The following is a 21249-nucleotide window of genomic DNA, read 5'->3' as shown; positions in this document are numbered from 1 at the left end:
TGGTTTGAATGATAACCGAGTTGAGGGAGATAACAGCTATCCCTGGAATTTCCGGCTACGAGGAGAATGTCAGGGAGAAGGTAGGTGAGTGGCTCGAACCCTACGCCGACTACACCGTCGATACAATCGGCAACCTCATAGTTGAACTCGGCGAAGGCGAGCTGAAAGGCATTTTCATGGCCCACATGGACGAGATAGGGCTTCTGATTACCGGAATAAGGCCCGACGGGAAGCTCACCTTCAGGAAAGTTGGCGGGATAGACGACAGACTGCTCTACGGCAGGCACCTCGACGTTGTAACCGAGAACGGAAAGCTCGACGGCGTTATTGGAGCACTTCCGGTTCATCTCAACCTCGAGAGGAAGTTTGACACGGTTCCTTGGAACAAGCTCGTCATAGACATCGGGGCTGAAAGCAGGGAAGAGGCCGAGAGGCTCGGCGTTAAGGTCCTCGATTATGCGGTCTTCAAGAAGCACTTCGCGGTTCTCAACGACCGCTACGTCTCAACCCGCTCCCTCGACGACCGCTTCGGGGTTGTGGCACTTGTTGAGGCTATAAAGGACCTAGTCGACCACGATTTGGACGGCAGGTGGATTTTCGCCTTCACCGTTCAGGAGGAGGTCGGGCTCAAGGGAGCCAAATTCCTCGCGGAGCGCTACTCGCCGAAGTACGCCTTCGCGGTTGACTCTTTCGCCTGCTGTGCAGAGCTTACTGGCGACGTTCGCCTCGGCGGGGGAGCGGTGATAAGGGCCGTGGACAACTCGGCCATCTACACGAGAAAGCTGGCGAGAAAGGTCGCTGAGATAGCCTCGCGCAACGCGATTCCCCTTCAGGTAGGGGTTACGGGTGGTGGAACCGATGCCTCCATCTTCCAGCACAAGAGCGAGGTCTTAGCCTTGAGCGTCCCGATTAAGTACCTCCACAGCGAGGTCGAGACGCTCCATCTCGGCGACCTCGAGGCCCTGATAAAGCTGATTGAGGCGATAGCGCTGGAAATGTAAACCCTTAAATACCTCGATGCAGTAGTGGGAATGGTGGGAAAAGTGGGAATAACAAAGGTAGACTCCAAGGGCAGGGTCGTAATCCCGAAGGACGTCCGGAGAAGGCTCAACATCAAGCCCGGCGAGGAGTTCCTCGTTACGGAGATAGACGGCGATACGATAGTCATGAGGCGCTTCAACGTCAAAAAGATGCTAGAAAAGCTCGTCAGGAACTCGATGGGAGTGGATTTAGAGGAGCTTGAGGCTGAAACCGAGGAAGAGGGGAACAGGGTTGCGAAGGAACTATACGGGCTCTAAATTTCTCCTCGACACGAACGTCTTCATAGCGGCGGTTAAACGGGGCTGGACTGACACGACCGAGCTTTTACTCCATTTTTTAACCGGTAAACGCTACACTCTGGTGGCAAACGACGTCTTGATGGCCGAATACCGAAAATACGCCGAAAAGCTCAACGCGCTGGACTTCTATGAGTTCATTAGGAGGAGGGTTACGATTGTGAACCCAAGCAGGGAGGAAGTGCTCCGCGTTCTCCCGTATTTTCCGGAGACACAGCTTGCGGATGCCGTCCATGCGGCAACGTGCCTGAAAAGCGGGGCAATCCTCGTTACCAACGACAGGCACTTTGAGAAGGTTTCCCGTGCGGGCATTATTGAGGTTTGGAGCATAAGCAGGGCAATAAAAACGCTCCTTGGAGGTGATTGAGTGCTGAAATACCTCGGCTACTTCGCTGTCGGTGTCTTCATCGGAATCCTCGCGGCGCTGTTCGGCCTCGGAGGGGGCTTCCTGATAGTGCCAACTCTCAACCTGCTCGGCGTCGAGATGCACCACGCGGTAGGAACCTCGAGCGCGGCCGTCGTGTTTACATCGCTCAGCTCGGCTATTGCATACTCAAGGCAGAGGAGAATACACTACAAGGTCGGACTTCTGCTGGCCTCGACCGCTGTTATAGGCGCCTACATAGGGGCATGGCTCACATCGTTCATCAGCGCCTCCGGGCTGAAGGTCATCTTCGGGCTGGCGCTAATCGTCGTTGCGGTAAGGATATACAGGAAGAAAACGGCAGAGCCGAGCGAGGTCAAGCTTGAGGACGTTAGGGTGAACTACAAGCTCGTCCCGGTCGGTGGCTTCTTCGCGGGAATCGCGAGCGGTCTGCTCGGAGTTGGCGGAGGAATCATCAACGTGCCCTTCCTTACATACCTCGGACTGCCAATTCACTACGCGGTAGCGACCTCAAGCTTTGCCATAGTGTTCACCGCAGCTTCCGGGGCGATAAAGCACTACATGATGGGCAACGTGGAACTCCACTGGCTCGTCCTCCTCGTGCCCGGGCTGATAATAGGGGCCCAGCTCGGGGCAGGAATAGCCAAGAGAACGAAGGCTTCCTCTCTGAAAAAGGCCTTTGCCGTCGTGATGTTCCTTCTGGCGTTAAGAATGATCCTCAAGGGGCTTGGCTTCGCGGTTCCGTGAGGTTTTTAAGAGACCCCTTTAACTTTTTTCCATGCTCCAGTATCTCTTCGATTTTGTCCTCGGCCTCGGAATAGGCCTCGTGGCGGGATTGTTCGGCTTAGGTGGGGGGTTTCTCATTGTGCCCGCCCTCGTCCTCCTCGGAGAGCCGATACACCTCGCCATCGGCACGAGTTTGACATGCATAGTCCTCAGCTCGCTCTCGGCATCGCTGACCCACATTCGAAGGGGTGCGGTTCTTTATCGCGTCGTTCTCCTTAAGGAGGTCTTTTCGGTTCCCTTCGCCGTTCTCGGTGCTTACCTGTCCTCCATGCTTCCGGGCAGAGAGCTCAGGCTGATCTTTGCGCTGCTCCTCCTTTACCTCGCGTACACGATGGCACGGGGAAAGAACGGCGGACATGAGAACAACGGAACCGTTCATTACTCCCGCGTCCCCCTTGTGGGCATCCTCTCGGGCCTCGTGAGCGGGCTTTTGGGCATAAGCGGCGGCGTTCTCAACGTCCCGCTCTTTCACACCTTCGTGGGCATACCCATGCGCTATGCCGTGGGAACGTCGAGCTTCGCGCTGTTCTTCACGGCTTTAGCCGGAGCCTTCGAGCACTACCGCCTCGGACAGGTTGATTTACACATGGCCCTTCTCCTTGCTCCGGGGCTCATAATCGGCGGCAGGCTCGGCGCTTTAGCGGCACACAGGGTCAGGCCGGAAGTTCTGAGGAAGGCTTTTGCGGGGGTTTTAATCCTCGTCGCGCTCAAGATGCTCCTGTGAAGGTTTATTAACCGCCGAAAGAAACCGAAGCGGTGAGGACAATGGACGAGCTCATCGGGAAGGTGCGTGAGAAGTTCGGCTTTGAGGTCAAAGACATGGCCGATGCCTGGAGGCTCGTTGAGTGGCTCGAGGAAAGAGAGTGGGTCGTCTACATCATAACGGCCAAAAACAGGAAGCAGGTCGATGCGTGGCACCCGCGCTACGGAACGCTCTTCGCCCAGTTCGGCGAGGTTCCGAACTTTGGGAGCATCTTCGAGGGCATCTTGACCGTTGCACTCCTGGCTAAGGAGCTTGAGGAAAAGGGATTCGCTAGAGCTCGATGACCTTGCCGACGTAAAGGCCCTCGACGTTGCCGAGGGCAGAGGCGAGGAAGGCGAACTCCTCCAGGCCGGTGCAGTGGCCGGCGTAGAGCTTTTCAACGCCGAGCTCAGCAAGTTTCCTGGCGGCATCCTCCAGGAGAGCCCTCCCGGCGCCCCTCAGGTGGAACCCGCCTATCAAAGCCAGCACAGGCTTTCCCGTGAGTTCCACGGCGTGCCTCGCTATGTTGATCACCCCGCTGTGACCGCAGCCGGTGATAACCGCCACACTATCGCCGAGATCGACGATGAGGGCGATGTCATCGAGAACCGGGTCGGGAACGGTCTTTCCGTCCAGAACGAGATGGCCCACTGCCCGGTCCCAGGTTATTCTCTCTATCTCGCCTGAACTCACGAACCCGGGCAGGAACTCAGCGGGTTTCGGGGAGAGGTGAAACCTTGCGCCCAGGCTTTCAAGTTCCTCCCTTCCGAAGGGTATCCCAATCTCCCGCCTGTACGGCTTCAGGGCTATCCTCCTCGCGAAGATTCCCGGGTGGGCGTAGACATCGATCCCCGAGTTCCTGCTTTCGAGGAAGGCCCTCAATCCACCCGTGTGATCGTAGTGACCGTGGGTAAGGAAGATGGCGTCGATTTCATCGGGAGAAAAGCCGAGTTCTGTCATGTTTCCCAGCAGAACCTTTCCGTCCGTGCCCGTATCCACGAGAACCTTCTTACCGCGGTGCTCAACTAAGGCGGAGAAGCCGTGGTAGCCGAGCAAGCCCTTCCTGTAGCCTGCGTGGTTTTCAAAAATAATTGTGAGGCGCACGGGATCACCATCCGCCCCTCATACCCCGGCCCATTCCTCTACCCATTCCCCTTCCGCGTCCTCTTCCGCCCATGCCTCCTTCCGAACCGAAGACAGCCGGGCCCAGCTCCCCGCGAAGAAGCGCTTCGACCGCCTCCCTCACAGTCATCGTTGGCGGTGCGGAGTGCATTCTTATGCCCGCCGCCTGGAGGACGCCCGATGAGTTCGGCCCGAACTGGCCGGCTATGACGACGTCGGCGCCCTGGTCTATGGCGAACTGGGCCGCGGTTACCCCCGCTCCCCTCGGCTGGCTGTAGCCCGGGTTCGGAACGACCTGGACGTTCACTATCTCCCCGTTCTCAACGTCGACTATCGTGAAGGTCGGAGTCCTGCCGAAGGCGGGGTTTACCCTGTCGTCGAGCCCTCCGTTCACGGTTGAGACTATTATCCTCATTCACACCACCTCCATCCGGGTTAGGAAAGCCTAAGTTAAAAGGCTTGTGCATATGCTCACTACCCAGACCTGTTCCAAAATGCTTAAAAAAGATCCCAATCACGTTACCCACGGAGGTGAGCTAATGCTCAAAGTTGAGAACCTTCACGTGAACGTCGAGGACAGGGAGATACTCAAGGGGGTCGACCTGGAGGTGAAACCCGGCGAGCTGCACGTGGTAATGGGCCCGAACGGATCTGGAAAATCAACGCTCGCCTTAACCATTGCCGGTCATCCCAAGTACGAGGTCAGGGACGGGAGGATTCTCTTCGAGGGCGAAGACATAACCGAGCTGAGCCCGGACGAGAGGGCAAAGCGGGGCATTATGCTGGCCTTTCAGGTTCCGCCCGAGGTCGAGGGCGTTAAGATCATCGAGTTCCTCCAGCAGGTTCTGGTCGAGCTCAAGGGACTCGACCCGGTGGAGGCCTACGACCTTATAGTGGAAAAGGCGAAGGAGCTGTGGTTCAATGAGGAGGATCTACACCGCTACGTGAACGTCGGCTTCTCCGGTGGCGAGAGGAAGAGGCTTGAGCTTCTCCAGGCGGTTCTCATCGAGCCAAAGTTGCTGATTCTGGACGAGCCCGACAGCGGTGTTGACGTTGACTCGCTCAGCGTAATCAGCAGGAAGATTGAGGAGCTCCACAGCAAGGGAACTGCGATACTCCTGATAACCCACTACGGCAGAATCCTTGAGCATATCGACAGGGAAAAGATAACCGTCCACGTCATGAAGGACGGCAGGATCGTTCGGACCGGCGGGGGAGAGCTCGTCGACAGGATAGACAGGGAAGGCTTCGCCGGAATCTTTGAGGAGGTGGGAGCATGACCGAGACGATAACCATGAGCGATGCCAAGGCTATAATCGAGAACCAGATTGAAGAACTTGCAAAGAGGAACAGGGAACCGGAGTGGATGACGAGGATAAGGTACAAGGCGTTAGAAGCGTTCGAGAGGGCCCCGCTGAACGACCCGGTCATAAGCGAGGAGGAACTGCTCCAGTTCATAGCGAAGCCCGAAATCGAGGGCCTGCCCGAGAAGGTCGAGAGCCTCGACGATTTGCCACCGGAGATGAAGGCTCTCCTCGACAGGCTCGGCATCTCTGAGGTCGAGCAGAAGTACATAGCCGGCTTAGCGGTTCAGACCGACACCGGAGTCATCTACAACGAGTTCCTCAAGGAGTGGGCCAAGAAGGGCCTGATAGTCCTTCCGACCGAGGAGGCGGTGAGAAAGTATCCCGACCTCGTCAAGGAGCACTTCCTCAAGCTCTTCCGCGTTGACGAGAGCAAGCTTACGGCCTACCATACGGCAGTCTGGAACGGGGGAATCTTCCTCTACGTCAAGGAAGGCCTTAAGGTTCCGTTCCCGCTTCACCTGTTCTTCCTGATACAGGAGAGCGCCCTTGCTCAGGCTCCGCACATCATCATAATCGCGGAGAAGAACACGGAGTTCCATCTCATAGAGGGCTGTACGGCTCCGATACTCGTCAAGCACTCACTCCACCTTGACATGACCGAGGCGTACTTCCACGAGAACGCCAAAGGCCAGCTGACCGTCCTGCAGAACTGGCCGGAGTACGTCCACACGAGGCCCATGACGAGGGCGAAGATTGGAAAGGGGGCGCGCTTCATCAACACCACCGTCGGCCTCGGAACCGGAAGGAGCAACGTCGCCAATCCAAAGTACTGGGTTGATGAGAACGGCTACGTCGAGCTGAACGGTATCTTGCTCGGCCAGAAGGACTGGTTCGTGGACCTGGGTGGCGAGATGTATCTCCAGGGCAAAGGCGCCGGGGGAATAAACGCGAGCAAGGCCGTCATAATGGACGAGAGCACCGTCATAACGCGCGGAATCATAAGGGCTGAGGCGCCAAAGACGAAGGGCCACATAAGCTGTGATGCCCTTCTCCTCAGCGACAGGGCCACGATGGAGACCTACCCCGGGCTGGTCAGCAAGGTTGACGACGCCGAGCTGAGCCACGAGGCAGCGATAGGCAAGATACGCGAGGAGGAGCTGTTCTACCTCATGAGCAGGGGACTCGACGAGGAGAAGGCGACACAGCTCATAGTGAAGGGCTTCCTCGAGCCAATGCTCAAGGACATTCCGATGGAGTTCCTCGTCGAGATAAGGAAGATAATAGAGCTAGCGGTCAGCGGGGGCATGTGAGCCCCTCTTCATTTCTCGTAGAAGATCTCGTAGTGCTGGACGTACTTTTCCTTTTCCAGCAGGAATTCGTCGTCCTCCGGGTAGTACTTCGCCAGCTCGGGCCTGTCCCCAGCAAAGCGCTTTATAGATTCCATAGAATCCCACACAGTGACGAGGAGGAAGTGGGCTATGCTCCCTTCATTCCTCCGCGTGAAGTAGAGCTTCAGCAGGCCCTCGACGGAGCCGTAATCCGGAAGGGCCCTCTCGATCAGGAAACGCTCGTACTCATCGGCCTTGTCCAATGGAACCTTCCCATGCCAGAGCCTCATAACCGCCATGAAACCACCCCAGTCAGACAAATCGAGAAGGGGAAGGAACTCACAGGTAGTTCTTCAGGACGAAGATCACGAACCCGAAAACGAGCAGTCCGAGTATGACAACCACAGCGGTTTCCAGGATTGACTCCCCTCCGGGTTCTTCGCTCTCACGCAGAAACCTTTTCTGCTTCTCTTCGGCAAGCATCTCAGACCTCTTAACGGTAACCTGATCCGGGAATGGCCCGCGCATAAGACCACCAAGTCTTTCTCTGTTTTAAAGTACTTTAATGTTTCGATCGCATGGAAATGAAAAGGTATCACCAGGGGCCAAAGAAACCCCTGCCCGGTCTGAGTGCGCTCCTGATGAGCCACAGCACCACGAGGGCCACGACGTAGACCGAGGCCACGAGGAAGAGCTTGAACAGAACGTAGAGCATGAGCAAAAGCAGGATCAAATCGATTAGCCCGTAGAAACCCCAGAACGGAAAGAACCGATAGCCAGGATACGGCCCGCCAAAACGCCTGCCATAGCCCCTGCCCATACCGCGCGGCATCGTTCACCCTCCAAAATTTAAAAGAAAGGACTCACCACCAGCCGTAGAGCCAGCGAAGGGCTCTCCTGCTGGGCTGGCCTGTCCAGGGGCAGTAGCCGAGCCTCGCTCCCCAGCCTCTTCCGCCTCTGCCCCATCCACGGCCCCATCCGCGTCCTCTTCCCCAGCCGCGGCCCCAACCCCTTCCAGGGCCGAAGCCGTAGGCCGGATAAGCCGGGTACGCTGGAGTAACAGGAGCAACCGTCGGAGCGGCAGGATACGGTCCGTAGGCCGGAGCAACCGGGGCCGTCGCCGTTGTCTGGGCAGTTCCGCTGGTCACGACCTTGACGGCCTCCTCAACGGGGGTTCCCGGGGCGACCTGGTAGAGCCTTATTCCCGCGGCCTGGATGGCTCCGAGGGCATTCGGCCCGACCTGCGGAGCGACTATGGCCTCGACGCCCTCGTTTATGAGTGTCTGAACTGCGAGCGGTCCCGCTCCGCCGGCCGCGTTTGCGGCTGGATTCTGGATCACCCTCACGTTCTTGATCTCCTCTCCCTCAACGTCAATGATTGCGAAGGCCGGGGCCCTTGCGAAGACCGGTGCAACCGTGTCCTCGAGCCCGCCACCGTTCGTCGGCACCGCGATCCTCATCTCAACCACCTCCTCACATTCTATTCTGTGCATATGCACATACATTTAAAAGCTTTTCGATGCGGTTTGAGAAAGCCCTATGCCCAATCACAAGAACAGCCCAGAAAAGCCATCCCGCCCTTTCACCTGCATAAGCACGCAAAAAAGTTTATATAACCTTTCGTTATTAAATTATCGGTGGTGGTCATGAAGGCTCTGGAGAGGATAGAGATCCGGAAGGCCGAGGTTTACAGGGCGTTGCTCCCGCTCGTCCCGAGGGACTTCAAAGACGACCTCAAACTGCTAGCGAACCACGCGGAGAGGAACGCAAAGCTGCTCAGGGAAGTGGACGTGCCGCCCAACACCAAGGGGATGAAGGAAGTTGAAGTCGCACTGGGGTTCCTTGAGAAAGCCCTCACAGACCCGGAAGCGACCGTCGAGGACTACTACCGCTACGCCATCGACGCGGAGGAAGCGACGGCAAGGCTTTACTCGGAGCTGAGCATGAAGGCCAAATCCGAGAAGACGAGGAGGCTCTTCCGCTGGCTGGCAGAGATAAGCAGGGAGCACGCCGAAATCCTGAGGAGGCACCTCGAGATGTGGGAGTTCATGCAGGAGAGCGTTGAAGAGGAAGAGATTCCAGAGGATTTAATCGAGCAGTGGTTCGAGGACATCGACCTGTGATTAGGCTCCCCTAAATCTTTTTAAAGGGCCCCGCGAGCTTTCAGCGGTGATGCTTATGAGGTGCCTCAAAGTCGCGTTCGGAATGGAGGACGATGAACACCTTATTGATGCCCACTACGGAGATTCGGAGTTCTTCGCAATCTATGAAGTCTGCGAAGATGGAAGCGTGAGGCTCATCGAGAAGAGGCCGAACAAAGCTAAAGATTTTGAAGAAGAGCACGACGAAGGCCACGGCGACCCGAGAAAGTTCAAGGCCGTCGTAAGCCAGCTCCTTGACGTTGACGTTCTTGCGGCTTTCAGGATGGGGCCGAACTTCCTGAGGATTCGCGACAAGACCAACAAGGTCGCCTTCTTCACGAGGACGAGAGATTTGAAGCTCGCCCTGCAGAGGCTCATTGAGAACTTCGACGACCTCTGGGAGCAGGTGCAGGCGAAGAAGGCCGAAAAGCCCCCAATCGAGGAGTGAGCGATGAAGTTCCTCGGGATAGAGCCGAAGGTGGCGCTTTTCGCTTTTCCCTACGCGCTCATCTCCTTCTACCTGAACTCCGCCCTTGGGCTCCAGACTCTGCGATTCCCGGAAGTTGGGGCCTTTCTCGTTATCGTCGGAGTCGCACTGTGGCTCATCTGCTACCTTCAGGTTTCAAGGGCTTACCGAAAAGGCGAACTGCTGACTGAAGGCTGTTATTCCCGCGTCAGGCACCCGATATACTCAATCTGGGGCCTCCTGATAATCCCCGGCTTCTCCCTCACCATAGGAGGCTTCATGCTCGGCTTACCCATGGTTTACTGGTTCGCCGTGGTGAAGTTTATAGGCGATGAGGAGAAGGTCCTTGAGGAGCGGTTCGGCGATGGGTGGCGGAAATACGCGAGGAGAACACCTCGGTTCATACCGAGGCCTTGAGCTCCTGCCTGTTCACCTCTACGTTCTCGTCCATCTGAAGAAAGCAGGGGTTGACTACGCCAAGATGATGGCGAAGGTGAGCGGTTTACCCCTTGAGCTCATCGAAGACGCGATAAACGACCTCCTCGAGCTTCGTTTGATTGAGCGCGACTCTGGGAGCGCGATAAAAAGAAGTAAGGCGCGCTTCAAGAAGGCCTTCGAGGTTCACAAGCACCACACCTACTACCGCCTTTCGCGAGAGGGTGAGCTCTTCGTCCGCTCGATTGACGGGAGGTGGCTTAAGAGGTACTTCAACGCCCTCTTTCCCGACGGCTGGAAGGTCGTTAACGCCCTTGCAGAAAGCAGGGATGTGAGGGAAGCGTGCAGGAAAGTCCCAATAAGCGACGCCACCATCGAGGAACTCAAAATCCTGCGCTTCATAACTGAAAAGGGCAGAAAAACGGAGTTCCTCAAGAGGCTGTGGGAGTTCCTCAAGTAAAGCCTTTTTAAGCTAATTCCCAAATTCGATGGGGATTTGAAATGGAGTTCAAATATCGAGCGATTGGAGTGATACACAGCCCGTTTAAGGAGCCGAAGGGCGTTCCTATTCAGGCCTCGGCCGCAAAGGGGATTAAGGGATGGGTTGAGGTCTTCCCCGAGTACGCCGCGGGACTGAAAGACCTCGATGGATTCTCACACATAATCCTGGTCTACCACTTCCACCTAGCGGGGAAGGGGAAGTTACTCGTCAGGCCGTACATGGACGAGGAAGAACACGGCGTCTTCGCGACGAGGGCACCGAGCAGGCCGAACCCGATTGGGATTTCTGTGGTGAGGCTCGTCCGCGTCGAGGGGAACGTTCTGCACATTGAGGACGTTGATATCGTCGATGGAACCCCTGTCCTCGACATAAAGCCCTACGTGCCCGAGTTCGACGTCAGGGAAGTTGAGAGAATCGGCTGGCTTGAGGAGAGGGTTCACAGGCTCGAAAAAACGAGGGACGACGGGAGGTTCATTCGACCTCGACCACGTACTTGACGTTCCCCTTCTCAAAGCCCCTGAAGGAGCCGAGCTTGAGGCCGAGGAGGGCCTTTCCGATATCGATCACCTTCATAGAAGCCAGATGGGTAACGCGCGTTCCACTGAGGAACTCCGGTAAAAGCTGTCCCGTCGGCCCGGTCAGGACGAAGAGTTCCGCCCGTTTTGCCCTGTCGAGGAGAAGGTCTATCGTTCCGTTCACGAGACAGCTCGCGCTCGCTATCACAACGTCCATTTCGGGAAGCAGGTGGTACTCGAGGGTGTCGCTGAGCGTCTCCCTGTCCCACAGCTTGGGATTCCTCTCAAAGACGTAGAGCTCATAACCCCTTTCCCGAAGCTCCTTCGCCAGAGGAGGCATGTTGCCGATTAAGGCCACCTTTCCGGGCCTTTCGGGCAGGAGCTCCAGAACATCGGTTTTTTCAGCGTTGCTTAGGTCAATATGGTACTGAGAAATAGCATTAATCGCTGCGAGCCCAAGGGTTCTCTCGATGACGTTCATACTGTCGGCCCTTTCGATGAACGCCTCAATCGAGGGCTCACCTATCGAGTTCGTGTAGCGCTGAATTTCCTCGGGAAGGGTCATCGCAACCCCGAGGGCTCTGCCCCTTTCTCCTTCAACGAGAATCCACGTGTAAGGCAGGGCGAAGCCAAAATCAACAAGCTCAAGCCCTGACGAGAGCTCCAGTGCCCTGTGTTTGATAACCTTCAGGAGCATGGAATCACCCAATTGAAGTTATCCCCCGAGTTAATAAAGCTCCTCGATCAGCTTAACGGCCCTTGGTATCGCATCCCGAACCTCTTCGCTGAGCTCGGTTCCAAGGTCGATCTCCTTCGCAACTATTCCCACGAAGTGAACCTCCGCCCTAGCGAGCCTCTCGTCGAGCTTCATGAGAAGCTTGAGGCCGTCTATCGCCCCCATGAAGTGTGCGCTCCTTATCTCCGCCCTCAGCTTCTCGAAGACCTCCTCACCTTTGAGGTGTATTACCTCTCCCGGCTTGAACTTCTCGCTCAGTATCGCATCGACGATTATCAGCCTCTCCTCGCCGTTGTAGTGGTTCGAAAGCATGAAGATGTCTGTCCCAACCTCAAGAACGTTGTAGCCCTTCTCCGCGAGGATTCTGCCGATTTTAAGGCCGGCTCCATCGTCCTTCATCAGCTCGTTCCCAAGGGCAAGGATAAGGCTTCCCATCTTTCCTCACAAAGTACAGTTGCGCCGGGGGTTTATGAGCCTTGCCAAAACGTTTATATACTAAGGAACATAGTCATGGTCGTCTTCACAGCAAGGGGCGTATAGTTATGATCAGGAAAATCGTTCCATTACTGCTTCTGTTCGTGGTTCTGTCGACCGGATGCCTCGGGCACGAGGAAACCAAGACGAACTTCGCCGTAAAGATCAACGCGGTTCCCTTCAACCCCCGCCTCAACGTAACCGCCGTTATGTTCCACGTTCACGCTGAATTCAACGGGTACAAACACGTTGCCGTGGATTACTCCTATCCTGCGATACTGATCAAGACGAGCCCGGACGTTCTCAACGTCTCCGCATTCAGGCTCTCGGACGACGTGTACATGCTCCCGTACTACAGCTTCAATAACCCCGAGAACCTCGCGTCAATACTGGTGCGCATGAAAAACGGCTCAACGACGAGCGTTGACATCAGGATTGAGGGCACACCGGAGAAAAGCATTGACATGGTCGTCAACTACGATGTTGAGAAGAACGGGACGCACTACATCGTCAGGCCCATTGGTTGGTCTCCGAAAAGGATAACCCTCTGGAACGAGACCTTCAACGTCACCATAATGATTCAGAGGCCCATTCAGATCGCCAACGCTCCCACTGTTGAATTCAAGAACGGCACCTACGTCCTGCCGGAGATATGCAAAATAAAGAGCGGAAGCGTTACGGCAATCTACAAGTACTCAGTCGGCGACGTTTACGTCGTTGGTCCGGCTGGGGAGGGATTCGTCGGGAAGGTGTACTTCCCCTGCGAGAAGATGGCGGGAAAGTGATTCAGGAAATCAGCTCAACTTTTTCTTTCTTTGCCGGTTCGAAGAAGTCCTCGTCGAGCGTAGCTAAGGCAAAGCCGTGCTCGATGTATGTCGCGAGGATTAGTGCATCGTTCGGGAGCATGGCGTACTCCTTAATCAACCTTTTGGCAATAGTAATGCTTTCTCTGGTAATTTCCATGAACGCGTAATCAGAGAGAATCATAAATACCGTATCGAGGCCATCTGGGAGCCTTTCGGGGTTTCCTTTAATCGTTCTGGGTGCCCTACCTGACAGGAAACCCATCGCAACGTAAACAACTTCGCTGAAGATTATCGGATTAATATAGAGGATAGCGCCACTCTGAAGGAGGTTGGATATTAACGAAACGGCTCTCTTGTTGCCTTTCAGGTACTCAACCAGAACGGAGGTATCTACCAACGTGTGCCTCATAATACTCCTCCTTTAGCTCTTTCCACGTTTTGTCTGTCTTTAAAATCCCTTCAAGCTTTTTCATGTTCTTCATAAGCCGTTTTTTATTCCTTAAGAAGCGGGCGATTTCTTCCACTTCTTTTCTAAACGTCTCTGCGTACTCATCAGGGACTTCAACCTGAATGGTTATCTTTCCCACTACCCCTTCACCTATACGTAGTTTCGGTAAATACCTTAAAAAAATTTGAGAAGAGCTCAGAGCTTCGCGACGTGCACGGAACAGGAGATGCATGGGTCGTAAGCCCTTACCACCATCTCGGTGAGGAACTTAATCCTCTCGGGGTCGTCGTTGTAGTGCTTCTCGGCCATCATCCTGACGTGCTCCTCCATCATGGCGAGGTTGAAGGCCGTTGGCGTTATGATGTCGGCGTAGGCGACCTTTCCGCCCTTTACTTCGAGCGCGTACACTAAAACGCCGCGCGGTGCCTCGGTCGTGCTGACGCCGAAGCCGTCTTTCACCGCTACCTCGTCCCTCGGCCTTATCGGCCACTTCGCGAGGGCCTCGTCAAGCAAATCGATTCCGCGCTCGATGAAGTAGACGAGCTCAAGGGCCTGAGCCAGGTTGTTGGCGAAGGGGTTCGTTGGGCGGAGAAGCTCCTTATGAGCATCGTAAAGCTCCCTGGCCCTGCCGTAGAGGAGCTTCCAGTTGTTGACGACGCGCGAGATGGCACCGACCATGAAGGGCTTTCCGTGGTAGTGGGAGTGCTTGGCGAAGCTGTGCTCAACTACGAACTCCTTTATGTGCTCCCTATAACTCTCGCTCGGGAACTCGTTTCCGTCGCTGGCCTTTATGTAGTCGCCGTAGATTCCGTAGACGTCGTTCCTCGGCTTCACGGCGAGGTGCGTTATCGGCCCCTCAACCTCCTCGTACTGCTCAAGCTTGGCGAACAGCTCGAAGGTGTATTCGGCCTTCGGAAGGGCCTCCTTAAGTTTATCCTTCATCTTCTCGAGGATTTCCCTGCTTGGGAGCTTTCCAAAGCCTCCGAGAACGACGTTCTCCTGGTGTATGGCCCGCGCGCCAAGCTCGTCCATCATCCAGCTTCCAAGGTTCTTGAGGTCGAGCGCTATGCCTATCTCCTTTGTACTTATCAACCATGTGGAGCGGTCCGGAGTAACCGAGGTAGTCCGGCAGGACGAGTAGGTAGAGATGCAAAGCGTGGCTCTCAATCATGTCGCCGATGTAGAGGACCTCCCTCAGGGCCTGAATCTCCTCGCGCGGCTCAAAGTTTACCGCCTTCTCGGCCGCCTCCACGGCGGTGAGCTTGTGCGCCGCTGAACAGAAGGAGCATATCCTCGGGTAAACTGCGAGAGCCTCGTCGAGCTTCTTGCCGAGGGTTATGGCCTCGAAAAAGCGCGGCCCCTCTATGATGTTGAGCTTGACCTCCTTAACCCCATCGTCGCCGATGACTATCTCGACGCCACCCTTGCCCTCTACCCTTGCTATGTGGTCAACGGTGATTGGCAGGTAAACGTTCTTCATCCGCTCTCCCCTCCGAAGATTTTCTCAACCATCTCCTCAAGCTTCTCGTTGTGGGCGTTGAAAATCTTCATCCTCTCGAGGATTTCCTCCTTGGTCAGGCCCTTCTCCTTGAAGACCCTCGCGAGGGAGTCGAACCAGGCAACGTCGTAGCCTATCGCACCTCTGCAACCGATGCACGCTATTCCAAAGCCCGGACACCTCGCGTCACAGCCGGCCCTCGTTATCGGGCCGAGGCAGGGCTCGCCCCTCTCAAGGAGTACGCACGGGTTGCCCTTCAGCCTGCACTCAAGGCAGACCGGGTAGTCTATATCTTCTGGCCACGAGCCGACGAGGAACGTTCCAAGGGCGTAGAGGAAGTCCTTCTTCTCCGGCGGACAGCCGTAGATGTTGTAGTCTACCTTGATGTACTTCGAGACGGGTTCGGCCATCTTGGGCTGGAACTTGACCTTTCCGTCGCCGTAGACTGTCTTCCAGAGCTCTTCGAGGGGTTTGTCCTTCTCCCAGCTCTGAACTCCGCCCTGAACGGCACAGGAACCGACAGCCACCACAATCTTCGCGTTCTCGCGGATTTTCTTGACGAGCTCAACCTCTTCCTCCGTCGAGACGCTACCCTCGATGAACGCGATATCGACGGGCTCATCCTCGACGCTGTTCCTGTCGAGCATGTACCAGCAGACTATCTCGGCCCTGGGAAGGAGCTTGAGCAGTTCGTCCATCATCGCCAGCTGGAGCTGACAGCCGTAACAGCTCGTTAGAGCGTAAAACCCAATCCTGACTTTCTTCTCCTCCATCGCCACCACCTCAGTCCAGCAGGCCGGGCGTTGATATTATGTCGAAGTAGCCAAAGACCGGGCCATCTTTGCAGATGTACTTCCAGCTCGTGCTCGTTCCGGCAACGCAGTGGCCACATTTTCCTATTCCGCACTTCATCTTCCTCTCCAGCGTCACGTAGATGTTCTCCGGCCTGTACCCGTAGTTGATGAGCGACTCGAAGACCGACTTGTACATCCTCGGCGGACCGCAGATAGCCACTGCCGTCTTCTTCGGGTTGGTGTTGGCCTCGACTATGAACTTCTGGGGCCTTCCGTGCCTTCCTGGCCAGTCGGGGTCTCTGGTTACGCTCTGGATTATCTTGACGTTCTCAGCCTCGGCGAGGTCCTTCATGGCCTCCAGCTCCTTGTAGAAGAGCAGGTCCTTTCCGTAGCGGGCGGTGTTGATGAAGGTTATGTTGCCGTACTTCCAGCGGTTGTCCATCGCGTAGAGGAAGACGCTCCTCAGCGGTGCCGTTCCGAGACCCGCCGCTATGAGGAGCAGGTCCATGCCCTCCCAGTCATCGACCGGGAAGCCGTTGCCGTACGGCCCACGGACGAGAACTGTATCGCCGGGCTGGAGCCTGTGGACGACGGTGGTGACCCTTCCAGCCTTCCTGATGCACAGTTCGAAGAAGCCCCTCCTCATCGGCGAGGAGCAGATGCTTATTGGAACCTCTCCAACTCCCGGAATCGTGAGCTGGACGAACTGGCCGGGCTTGAACGTCCAGGTCTCGGCTATCTCGGGGTCCTCGAAGCGGAAGAGGAAGAGCTTCTCCTTCTCGGTGAGCTTGTAAACCCTGAGGACCTTAACCCTGTGGAGGGCGTAGGGGTTATCGTCGGGCATCATAATCTCCTTGGGAACGACCTCGCTCATACGTCCTCACCCCTTATGTTTTCGGCGTAGGCGAAGCCCTTCTTCGGTATCTCCTCGGCTATCTTGGCCGGGCAGGAGCGCTCCTCAAGGCCGAGGATAACGCGCAGGTTGCGAACGAAGCTTATGCCTGCCGGGCAGAAGGCGGTACAGCGACCGCAACCGACGCAGAAGCTTAACCCGAGCTTCTCATTGTAGGAGTTCTTACAGAGGTAACGGTTCATAAAGCGGTCCTTTTTGGTGGGTCTGAAGTTGTGGCCTCCGGCAACGAGGCCGTGGCTCCTGAACTGGCAGGAATCCCAGCGCCTCTCGCGGTAGCCGGTTACGCCGTCAAGGTTTACGATATCTTGAACCTCATAGCAACGGCAGGTCGGGCAGGTCGTGTTGCAGATTCCGCAGGCGAGACACTTCTCGCTCTCCTCCTCCCACATCGGGTGCTGCATCTCAAGCTCGAGCAGGTAGCGCAGGTCTCCCCAGTCCTCGTGGTACTTAAACGCTTGACTCCTCTTCCTCTCGAACTCCCTGAAGGCGCAGATGTCCTCAGTGGTTACCTCCTCGAAGAGCTTGATGTTCTTGTCAACTATCCTGTGTCCCTTGGGCGAGCCAACCCTGACCAGCCAGCCGTCGGGGAGCTCGTGGAAGAACAGGTCGAAGCCGTCATCGGCGAAGTCAGTCTCGCGGAGGTTGCAGAAGCAGTACTCGTCGGGCATACAGCTGATTCCTATTATGATTCCCTTCTCCCTGCGAACCTTGTAGTACTTGTCGGGGAGCTCGTCGAGGTAAACGGTGTCGAGTATCTTGAGACCGAAGATGTCGCAGGCGTGAACGCCGAAGAGCACGAAGGGCTCAACGTCCTCAATGGTCTCCCTGTACTCCGGCTTGCTGAGGTCGAACTCGAAGAGCTTCTCCCTTGGCCTGAAGAAGAACTTCTTCGGGGGCATTATCGTCCTGTTGTAGTGGAACTCCACCTTCCTGACGTCGTCAACTTCGCGGAAGTCGTAGAACTTCTCCGATATCTTGACCGGGGCGTAGAGCTTGCCCCACTCCTTGAGCCTTTCAAGGAAGGCGTAGGTGTTTTCCCTTGGCAGTTTAACGTATCTCAACCCCACCACCTCCGATGAACATAAAGGTACACACGACCATTTTTGTTCCCTCAATAGGGACTTACCCGGAGCCTAAAAAAGCGTTTTTAAACCCGAGAATTCTAAACCAAAGGTTTACATCGTTTGTTTAGCTAATTCGAGGAAAGCAAACAAAAATATTCGAAGGAGACAGAGAGAGCAACCCCTACACCTCGACGGATTTAAAGGCCCGGACGAGCGTTTTGTTCTCCTCCGGCTTCCTCACCGAAAAGCGCACGTACTCCGGCAGTCCAAAGCTAGCACAGCTCCGCACGAGGATTCCGCGCTTCTTCATGGCCTCAACAAACTCCTCAGCGTTCCCAACGCGCTTGATGAAGAAGTTTGCATCGCTTTTAACGTCTAACTCCCTTTCAATCCTCTCCTTCTCGCGCCAGATTAGGGGCATCGTCTTCCTGAGGTGCCCGAAGCTGTCTTCAATGAGGAATTCGAGGAAAGCCACCCCTGTCGAGCCTATGCTCCAGGGCATCCTAACGCTCCTGAACGCCTCTTCAAAACCGAGGACGTAGCCGACCCTTATTCCCGGCAAACCGTAGCTCTTGGTGAAGGTCCTGAGCTTTACAATGTTCTCTCCCTCTGGACTCTCCGGCTTTTTCACGAAGTCTATGAACGCTTCATCCAGAACGAGGAGCGCCCCTCTGTCTTCCACAGTATCGAGGAGTGGCTTGAGCTCCCTAACGCGGTAGAACTTTCCGTCCGGGTTGTTGGGGTTGCAGAAGAAGACGACCGAGCCTCTCTCAACGAGTTCGGCAAGCTTCCCTGGTTCGTTCGGGCCTTTGACGACTCTCGCTCCAAAAATTCTCGCTGTTCTCTCGTACTCGCCGTAGGTGTGGCGCGGAATAACAACTCTCCGCCCGCGGAGCGCGAGGATTCCGAGCAAATAGAGCGCCTCAGTGATGCCGGCCGTTACGGTTAGAGGCTCGCCAACAAGCCCTTCCAGCTCTTCCTCAAACCTCTCGTAGTAGGGGTAGCGGTTGCTGATTTCTCTCGCGCGTTTGAACATTTCGTCGAGCCACTCCGGCGGGTATGGATTGAGCGACGCCGAGAAGTCGAGCAAGCCTTCCTCCCTCGCGCCTCCATGATAGGTCGAGAACTTCACGGGCTCAAGCATGGACACACCCCCGTTGCGAGGAGTAGAAGGACGATTCCAATCCATTCGGCAACGACGAACCAGTAAACCTTTAGGGCCCGTTTTATGTCCTCGTTTTTCGGCTCCCTCCCCGGGAAGCGGTAAACGCCGGGCTTCTCGAGCCAGACTCCGAGAACGGCGCTCATGGCCGACATCGGCTTGTCGGAGTTTATCTTGAACTTTGCAAGGCGGTAGTGCCTGAGAACCCTCCTTCCTCCGAGCGGGAGGTATAGGAGAACGGTCAAGCGAGCGGGAACGAAGTTAAGGACATCGTCCAGCCTCGCTGAAAACTTGCCGAAGAACTCGTAGCGCTCGCTCCAGTAGCCGAGCATGGCATCGAGCGTGTTCACCGCGCGGTAGAGCAGAGCACCGGGGAGGCCGAAGAGGAGAAAGTAGAACAGCGAAGCGATTACGGAGTCGTTGAGGTTCTCGGCGAGGCTCTCTATCGAGGCGGAGTTGAGATGGGCCTCGTCCAGATTTTTAACGTCCCTGCTCACTATCATCGAGACGGCCCTTCTCTTTGCTTCGATGTCCTCGGTTATCGTTCTTGCTATGTGCTCGTGGAGGCTCCTAACCGCGAAGGAGCTTTTCAGGAGGTAAACCGCGAGGGCGTAGTCCAGCGGGAAGGGGAGGTAACTGGGAATGAGCGAGAGGACCAAAGCGAAGGCAATGACGGTGAGGGCCGTTAGGATCCCTGCGAGAAAATCTGGAAGGGGGCCTTTTCTTTTCCACTTCCCGTCGAGAAAGCCAGCTATGCTTCCGAACCAGACCACGGGGTGGAGCTTAACCAGTGGTTCCCCGAGGAGGAGGTCCCAGAGGAGCGCGAGGAGAAAAACGATTAGGGCGTCCATCCCCCGAAGGCCTCCCTGATTTTAGCGTACTCGGCGAGCATCTCATCATTCGGCTCGCGGACTCCGCGACGCACGTACCAGGCCGGATGTCTCAGGTACTCCACCTCAAAGCCGAGCTCCCTCAAGGCCCTTTCGGCGGTTCTGCCGAGGGCAAAGACGGCTTCCGGCTCGAGGATTTCGAGTTCCCTCGCGAGGAGCTCGTAGGCGCCTTCTGGAACGCGGGACAGCCTGTTGCTCGGAGGGTTGCACTTCACGACGTTGGTTATGTAAACGAAGTCCGGGTTGATGCCGAGGTGAAAGAGAACCTTCCTGAGTAAGCTTCCGGAGGCGTCGCGGTAGAAGCACACGCCGGTTTTTCCGCAACCTCTCCTTCCCGGCGCTTCGCCCACGAGGACGACCCTGGAACCCGTCCAGCCGTTGGCAAAGGGCAGTCCATCGAACTCGCCGACCTGGAGCTGGTAGCGCAGGTTCTCTCTACCACAGAAGTACTCGGGGTCCGTCAGAAGGGAGCAGTATAGGGCAGAAAGCTCTATCGCCCGGGCCTCAGAGGACTCATCGGTCACCAAAAACCTTTCCTTAGGGTTGTAAATCGTCCGGGCGTAGGTTCCGTAGGTTTTCTCATCCAGACTCAGGAAATCGCGCCAGGTTTTCAGCGAAAGTGGCCTGGCCAGAAGGTTTCCCGGGTTAACGTAGACGTCGCCGACCCTCCGAAGCTCACCAATTCGAATCAGCATAATGGATAAAAGCTCCAAACCCTTTATAGGCTTGGTGGTTGGATGAAGGGAGTCGCCTTTTTCTCAGGTGGCAAGGACGGCCTCTATGCGGTTCACCTTGCTGAAAGAAACGGAATCGAGGTCCCCTACCTTCTCGCGCTCAAAACGACCATAGGACTCTCGCCCCACTGGGAGAACTTCTCAGCCCTCAAAACGCTCGCCGATGCGATGGGGAAGGAACTGCTAACCTTCGACATGAACCGGGGAAGCCAGGCACTGGCGGAATTTATAGCTTCGCTGGACGTTGACTACCTGATAGCGGGCGACGTTCTGCTTGAGGACCACCTGGGGTGGATTGAGCGCCTCGCTGAAGAGGCTGGAGTCAAACCCCTCGAACCGCTCTGGGGACGAAACACTAAGGAGCTCGCCGAGGAAATCCTGAATACCGGCTTCGAGTACGCGATAACAGCCGTGAACCGTGAAAAGCTCGGCAAAGAGTGGCTCGGCTACACCTTCCGCTCGGTCGCCGACCTGGAGCTTTTCCTCGAGAGGAATCCCGGCGTTGACCCGGTCGGCGAGTTCGCGGAGTTCCACACCGTTGTTTTAGCATCTCCTCTCTTCGAGGGACGCTTCGTCCTTGAAATCCTCTCGACCGAGGAGAGCGAGAGATATCACTGGGTTAGGTTCGAGCTAAGAAAGGAGAAAAGGTAAATATGGGCGGGGC

General features: G+C 56.1%; 31 protein-coding genes and 1 pseudogene. 15 read left to right on the top strand and 17 right to left on the bottom strand.

Features of this window, described 5'->3' with window-relative positions; all coding sequences use genetic code 11:
- Positions 1 to 8: 8 nt before the first annotated feature.
- From TAM4_RS10955 to TAM4_RS10930, 6 genes are read left to right on the top strand one after another with little or no spacing between them, the layout of a single operon-like run.
- On the top strand, positions 9 to 1001 hold the full coding sequence (locus TAM4_RS10955; protein WP_014123294.1) for a M42 family metallopeptidase: 993 nt from the start codon (positions 9 to 11) through the stop codon (positions 999 to 1001).
- 42 nt (positions 1002 to 1043) lie between these two features.
- Positions 1044 to 1298, top strand: a complete 255-nt coding sequence (locus tag TAM4_RS10950; protein ID WP_014123293.1) for an AbrB/MazE/SpoVT family DNA-binding domain-containing protein — start codon at positions 1044 to 1046, stop codon at positions 1296 to 1298.
- On the top strand, positions 1273 to 1704 hold the full coding sequence (locus tag TAM4_RS10945) for a type II toxin-antitoxin system VapC family toxin (RefSeq protein ID WP_048150716.1): 432 nt from the start codon (positions 1273 to 1275) through the stop codon (positions 1702 to 1704). Before TAM4_RS10950 ends, TAM4_RS10945 begins: the two co-directional genes overlap by 26 nt.
- Positions 1705 to 2469, top strand: coding sequence for a sulfite exporter TauE/SafE family protein (locus tag TAM4_RS10940; RefSeq protein WP_014123291.1), 765 nt, complete (start codon positions 1705 to 1707; stop codon positions 2467 to 2469).
- 31 nt (positions 2470 to 2500) lie between these two features.
- Positions 2501 to 3232 (top strand): sulfite exporter TauE/SafE family protein, encoded by a 732-nt coding sequence (locus TAM4_RS10935; RefSeq protein ID WP_014123290.1) that lies wholly within the window; start codon positions 2501 to 2503, stop codon positions 3230 to 3232.
- A gap of 41 nt (positions 3233 to 3273) precedes the next feature.
- Positions 3274 to 3555 carry a hypothetical protein gene (locus TAM4_RS10930; protein WP_014123289.1) on the top strand — a complete coding sequence of 94 codons (282 nt, stop codon included), beginning with the start codon at positions 3274 to 3276 and terminating at the stop codon, positions 3553 to 3555.
- On the opposite strand, the gene TAM4_RS10925 is transcribed toward TAM4_RS10930, so the two are convergent.
- Complete coding sequence (locus tag TAM4_RS10925; protein ID WP_014123288.1) at positions 3542 to 4354, bottom strand: MBL fold metallo-hydrolase; 813 nt, start codon at positions 4352 to 4354, stop codon at positions 3542 to 3544. The genes TAM4_RS10930 and TAM4_RS10925 overlap by 14 nt on opposite strands.
- Before the next feature lie 4 nt (positions 4355 to 4358).
- Positions 4359 to 4787, bottom strand: coding sequence for a NifB/NifX family molybdenum-iron cluster-binding protein (locus tag TAM4_RS10920; protein WP_014123287.1), 429 nt, complete (start codon positions 4785 to 4787; stop codon positions 4359 to 4361).
- Positions 4788 to 4911: 124 nt separating this feature from the next.
- On the opposite strand from TAM4_RS10920, the gene sufC reads away from it, so the two are divergent.
- Together sufC and TAM4_RS10910 are read left to right on the top strand one after the other, a co-directional pair.
- Positions 4912 to 5652 carry a Fe-S cluster assembly ATPase SufC gene (gene sufC / locus TAM4_RS10915; protein WP_014123286.1) on the top strand — a complete coding sequence of 247 codons (741 nt, stop codon included), beginning with the start codon at positions 4912 to 4914 and terminating at the stop codon, positions 5650 to 5652.
- Positions 5649 to 6989 (top strand): SufD family Fe-S cluster assembly protein, encoded by a 1341-nt coding sequence (locus tag TAM4_RS10910; protein ID WP_014123285.1) that lies wholly within the window; start codon positions 5649 to 5651, stop codon positions 6987 to 6989. Before sufC ends, TAM4_RS10910 begins: the two co-directional genes overlap by 4 nt.
- Positions 6990 to 6997: 8 nt before the next feature.
- On the opposite strand, the gene TAM4_RS10905 is transcribed toward TAM4_RS10910, so the two are convergent.
- From TAM4_RS10905 to TAM4_RS10890, 4 genes are all read right to left on the bottom strand, one after another.
- On the bottom strand, positions 6998 to 7306 hold the full coding sequence (locus TAM4_RS10905; protein WP_014123284.1) for a hypothetical protein: 309 nt from the start codon (positions 7304 to 7306) through the stop codon (positions 6998 to 7000).
- Between the two features lie 40 nt (positions 7307 to 7346).
- The gene (locus TAM4_RS10900) at positions 7347 to 7535 is read right to left on the bottom strand and encodes a hypothetical protein (RefSeq protein ID WP_014123283.1); all 189 of its coding nucleotides are present in this window, start codon (positions 7533 to 7535) and stop codon (positions 7347 to 7349) included.
- Between the two features lie 67 nt (positions 7536 to 7602).
- Positions 7603 to 7839: a hypothetical protein gene (locus tag TAM4_RS10895; protein ID WP_014123282.1), complete on the bottom strand. Its 237-nt coding sequence runs from the start codon at positions 7837 to 7839 to the stop codon at positions 7603 to 7605.
- A gap of 31 nt (positions 7840 to 7870) precedes the next feature.
- On the bottom strand, positions 7871 to 8467 hold the full coding sequence (locus tag TAM4_RS10890) for a NifB/NifX family molybdenum-iron cluster-binding protein (RefSeq protein ID WP_014123281.1): 597 nt from the start codon (positions 8465 to 8467) through the stop codon (positions 7871 to 7873).
- Between the two features lie 186 nt (positions 8468 to 8653).
- Here TAM4_RS10890 and TAM4_RS10885 point away from each other — a divergent pair, with 186 nt between their 5' ends.
- From TAM4_RS10885 to tsaA, 5 genes are read left to right on the top strand one after another with little or no spacing between them, the layout of a single operon-like run.
- Positions 8654 to 9130, top strand: a complete 477-nt coding sequence (locus TAM4_RS10885) for a ferritin family protein (RefSeq protein ID WP_014123280.1) — start codon at positions 8654 to 8656, stop codon at positions 9128 to 9130.
- A gap of 55 nt (positions 9131 to 9185) precedes the next feature.
- On the top strand, positions 9186 to 9596 hold the full coding sequence (locus TAM4_RS10880) for a NifB/NifX family molybdenum-iron cluster-binding protein (RefSeq protein WP_014123279.1): 411 nt from the start codon (positions 9186 to 9188) through the stop codon (positions 9594 to 9596).
- Positions 9597 to 9599: 3 nt separating this feature from the next.
- Positions 9600 to 10031, top strand: coding sequence for an isoprenylcysteine carboxylmethyltransferase family protein (locus TAM4_RS10875; protein WP_014123278.1), 432 nt, complete (start codon positions 9600 to 9602; stop codon positions 10029 to 10031).
- Positions 9946 to 10509, top strand: a complete 564-nt coding sequence (locus TAM4_RS10870) for a DUF2250 domain-containing protein (protein WP_371136992.1) — start codon at positions 9946 to 9948, stop codon at positions 10507 to 10509. The genes TAM4_RS10875 and TAM4_RS10870 overlap by 86 nt, the downstream gene beginning before the upstream one ends.
- Positions 10510 to 10550: 41 nt before the next feature.
- Positions 10551 to 11048 carry a tRNA (N6-threonylcarbamoyladenosine(37)-N6)-methyltransferase TrmO gene (tsaA, locus tag TAM4_RS10865; protein WP_014123276.1) on the top strand — a complete coding sequence of 166 codons (498 nt, stop codon included), beginning with the start codon at positions 10551 to 10553 and terminating at the stop codon, positions 11046 to 11048.
- Here the strand turns inward: tsaA and TAM4_RS10860 are convergent.
- Both TAM4_RS10860 and TAM4_RS10855 read right to left on the bottom strand, forming a co-directional pair.
- Positions 11023 to 11763: a Rossmann-like domain-containing protein gene (locus TAM4_RS10860; RefSeq protein WP_014123275.1), complete on the bottom strand. Its 741-nt coding sequence runs from the start codon at positions 11761 to 11763 to the stop codon at positions 11023 to 11025. The two genes, tsaA and TAM4_RS10860, sit on opposite strands and share 26 nt — an antisense overlap.
- A 30-nt stretch (positions 11764 to 11793) precedes the next feature.
- Positions 11794 to 12237 carry a hydrogenase maturation protease gene (locus TAM4_RS10855; RefSeq protein ID WP_014123274.1) on the bottom strand — a complete coding sequence of 148 codons (444 nt, stop codon included), beginning with the start codon at positions 12235 to 12237 and terminating at the stop codon, positions 11794 to 11796.
- A 107-nt stretch (positions 12238 to 12344) separates the two neighbouring features.
- On the opposite strand from TAM4_RS10855, the gene TAM4_RS10850 reads away from it, so the two are divergent.
- On the top strand, positions 12345 to 13061 hold the full coding sequence (locus tag TAM4_RS10850; RefSeq protein WP_014123273.1) for a hypothetical protein: 717 nt from the start codon (positions 12345 to 12347) through the stop codon (positions 13059 to 13061).
- A 1-nt stretch (position 13062) separates the two neighbouring features.
- Here the strand turns inward: TAM4_RS10850 and TAM4_RS10845 are convergent, their stop codons facing one another.
- The 9 genes and pseudogenes from TAM4_RS10845 to TAM4_RS10805 all read right to left on the bottom strand — a co-directional run bounded on the left by TAM4_RS10845 (position 13063) and on the right by TAM4_RS10805 (position 20546).
- Positions 13063 to 13491: a type II toxin-antitoxin system VapC family toxin gene (locus tag TAM4_RS10845; protein WP_014123272.1), complete on the bottom strand. Its 429-nt coding sequence runs from the start codon at positions 13489 to 13491 to the stop codon at positions 13063 to 13065.
- The gene (locus TAM4_RS10840; protein WP_014123271.1) at positions 13454 to 13669 is read right to left on the bottom strand and encodes a hypothetical protein; all 216 of its coding nucleotides are present in this window, start codon (positions 13667 to 13669) and stop codon (positions 13454 to 13456) included. The genes TAM4_RS10845 and TAM4_RS10840 overlap by 38 nt, the downstream gene beginning before the upstream one ends.
- 56 nt (positions 13670 to 13725) lie before the next feature.
- Positions 13726 to 15010, bottom strand: a pseudogene (gene hydA, locus TAM4_RS10835) (NADPH-dependent hydrogenase/sulfhydrogenase 1 subunit alpha).
- Positions 15007 to 15801, bottom strand: coding sequence for an NADPH-dependent hydrogenase/sulfhydrogenase 1 subunit delta (hydD, locus tag TAM4_RS10830; protein WP_014123270.1), 795 nt, complete (start codon positions 15799 to 15801; stop codon positions 15007 to 15009). The pseudogene hydA and the gene hydD overlap by 4 nt, the downstream one beginning before the upstream one ends.
- A gap of 10 nt (positions 15802 to 15811) precedes the next feature.
- Complete coding sequence (hydG, locus tag TAM4_RS10825; RefSeq protein ID WP_014123269.1) at positions 15812 to 16696, bottom strand: NADPH-dependent hydrogenase/sulfhydrogenase 1 subunit gamma; 885 nt, start codon at positions 16694 to 16696, stop codon at positions 15812 to 15814.
- Positions 16693 to 17796, bottom strand: a complete 1104-nt coding sequence (hydB, locus tag TAM4_RS10820) for an NADPH-dependent hydrogenase/sulfhydrogenase 1 subunit beta (RefSeq protein WP_014123268.1) — start codon at positions 17794 to 17796, stop codon at positions 16693 to 16695. Before hydB ends, hydG begins: the two co-directional genes overlap by 4 nt.
- Before the next feature lie 184 nt (positions 17797 to 17980).
- Positions 17981 to 18943: an aminotransferase class I/II-fold pyridoxal phosphate-dependent enzyme gene (locus TAM4_RS10815; protein WP_014123267.1), complete on the bottom strand. Its 963-nt coding sequence runs from the start codon at positions 18941 to 18943 to the stop codon at positions 17981 to 17983.
- On the bottom strand, positions 18928 to 19812 hold the full coding sequence (cbiB, locus tag TAM4_RS10810; protein ID WP_014123266.1) for an adenosylcobinamide-phosphate synthase CbiB: 885 nt from the start codon (positions 19810 to 19812) through the stop codon (positions 18928 to 18930). Before cbiB ends, TAM4_RS10815 begins: the two co-directional genes overlap by 16 nt.
- The gene (locus tag TAM4_RS10805) at positions 19800 to 20546 is read right to left on the bottom strand and encodes a uracil-DNA glycosylase family protein (RefSeq protein ID WP_014123265.1); all 747 of its coding nucleotides are present in this window, start codon (positions 20544 to 20546) and stop codon (positions 19800 to 19802) included. Before TAM4_RS10805 ends, cbiB begins: the two co-directional genes overlap by 13 nt.
- A gap of 42 nt (positions 20547 to 20588) precedes the next feature.
- On the opposite strand from TAM4_RS10805, the gene TAM4_RS10800 reads away from it, so the two are divergent.
- Positions 20589 to 21236, top strand: a complete 648-nt coding sequence (locus tag TAM4_RS10800) for a diphthine--ammonia ligase (RefSeq protein ID WP_014123264.1) — start codon at positions 20589 to 20591, stop codon at positions 21234 to 21236.
- The last annotated feature ends 13 nt before the right edge of the window (positions 21237 to 21249 follow it).

This window comes from Thermococcus sp. AM4 (genome assembly GCF_000151205.2).
In the GTDB taxonomy this organism is placed as follows: domain Archaea; phylum Methanobacteriota_B; class Thermococci; order Thermococcales; family Thermococcaceae; genus Thermococcus.
This window is presented reverse-complemented; position numbering and strand designations above follow the sequence as displayed.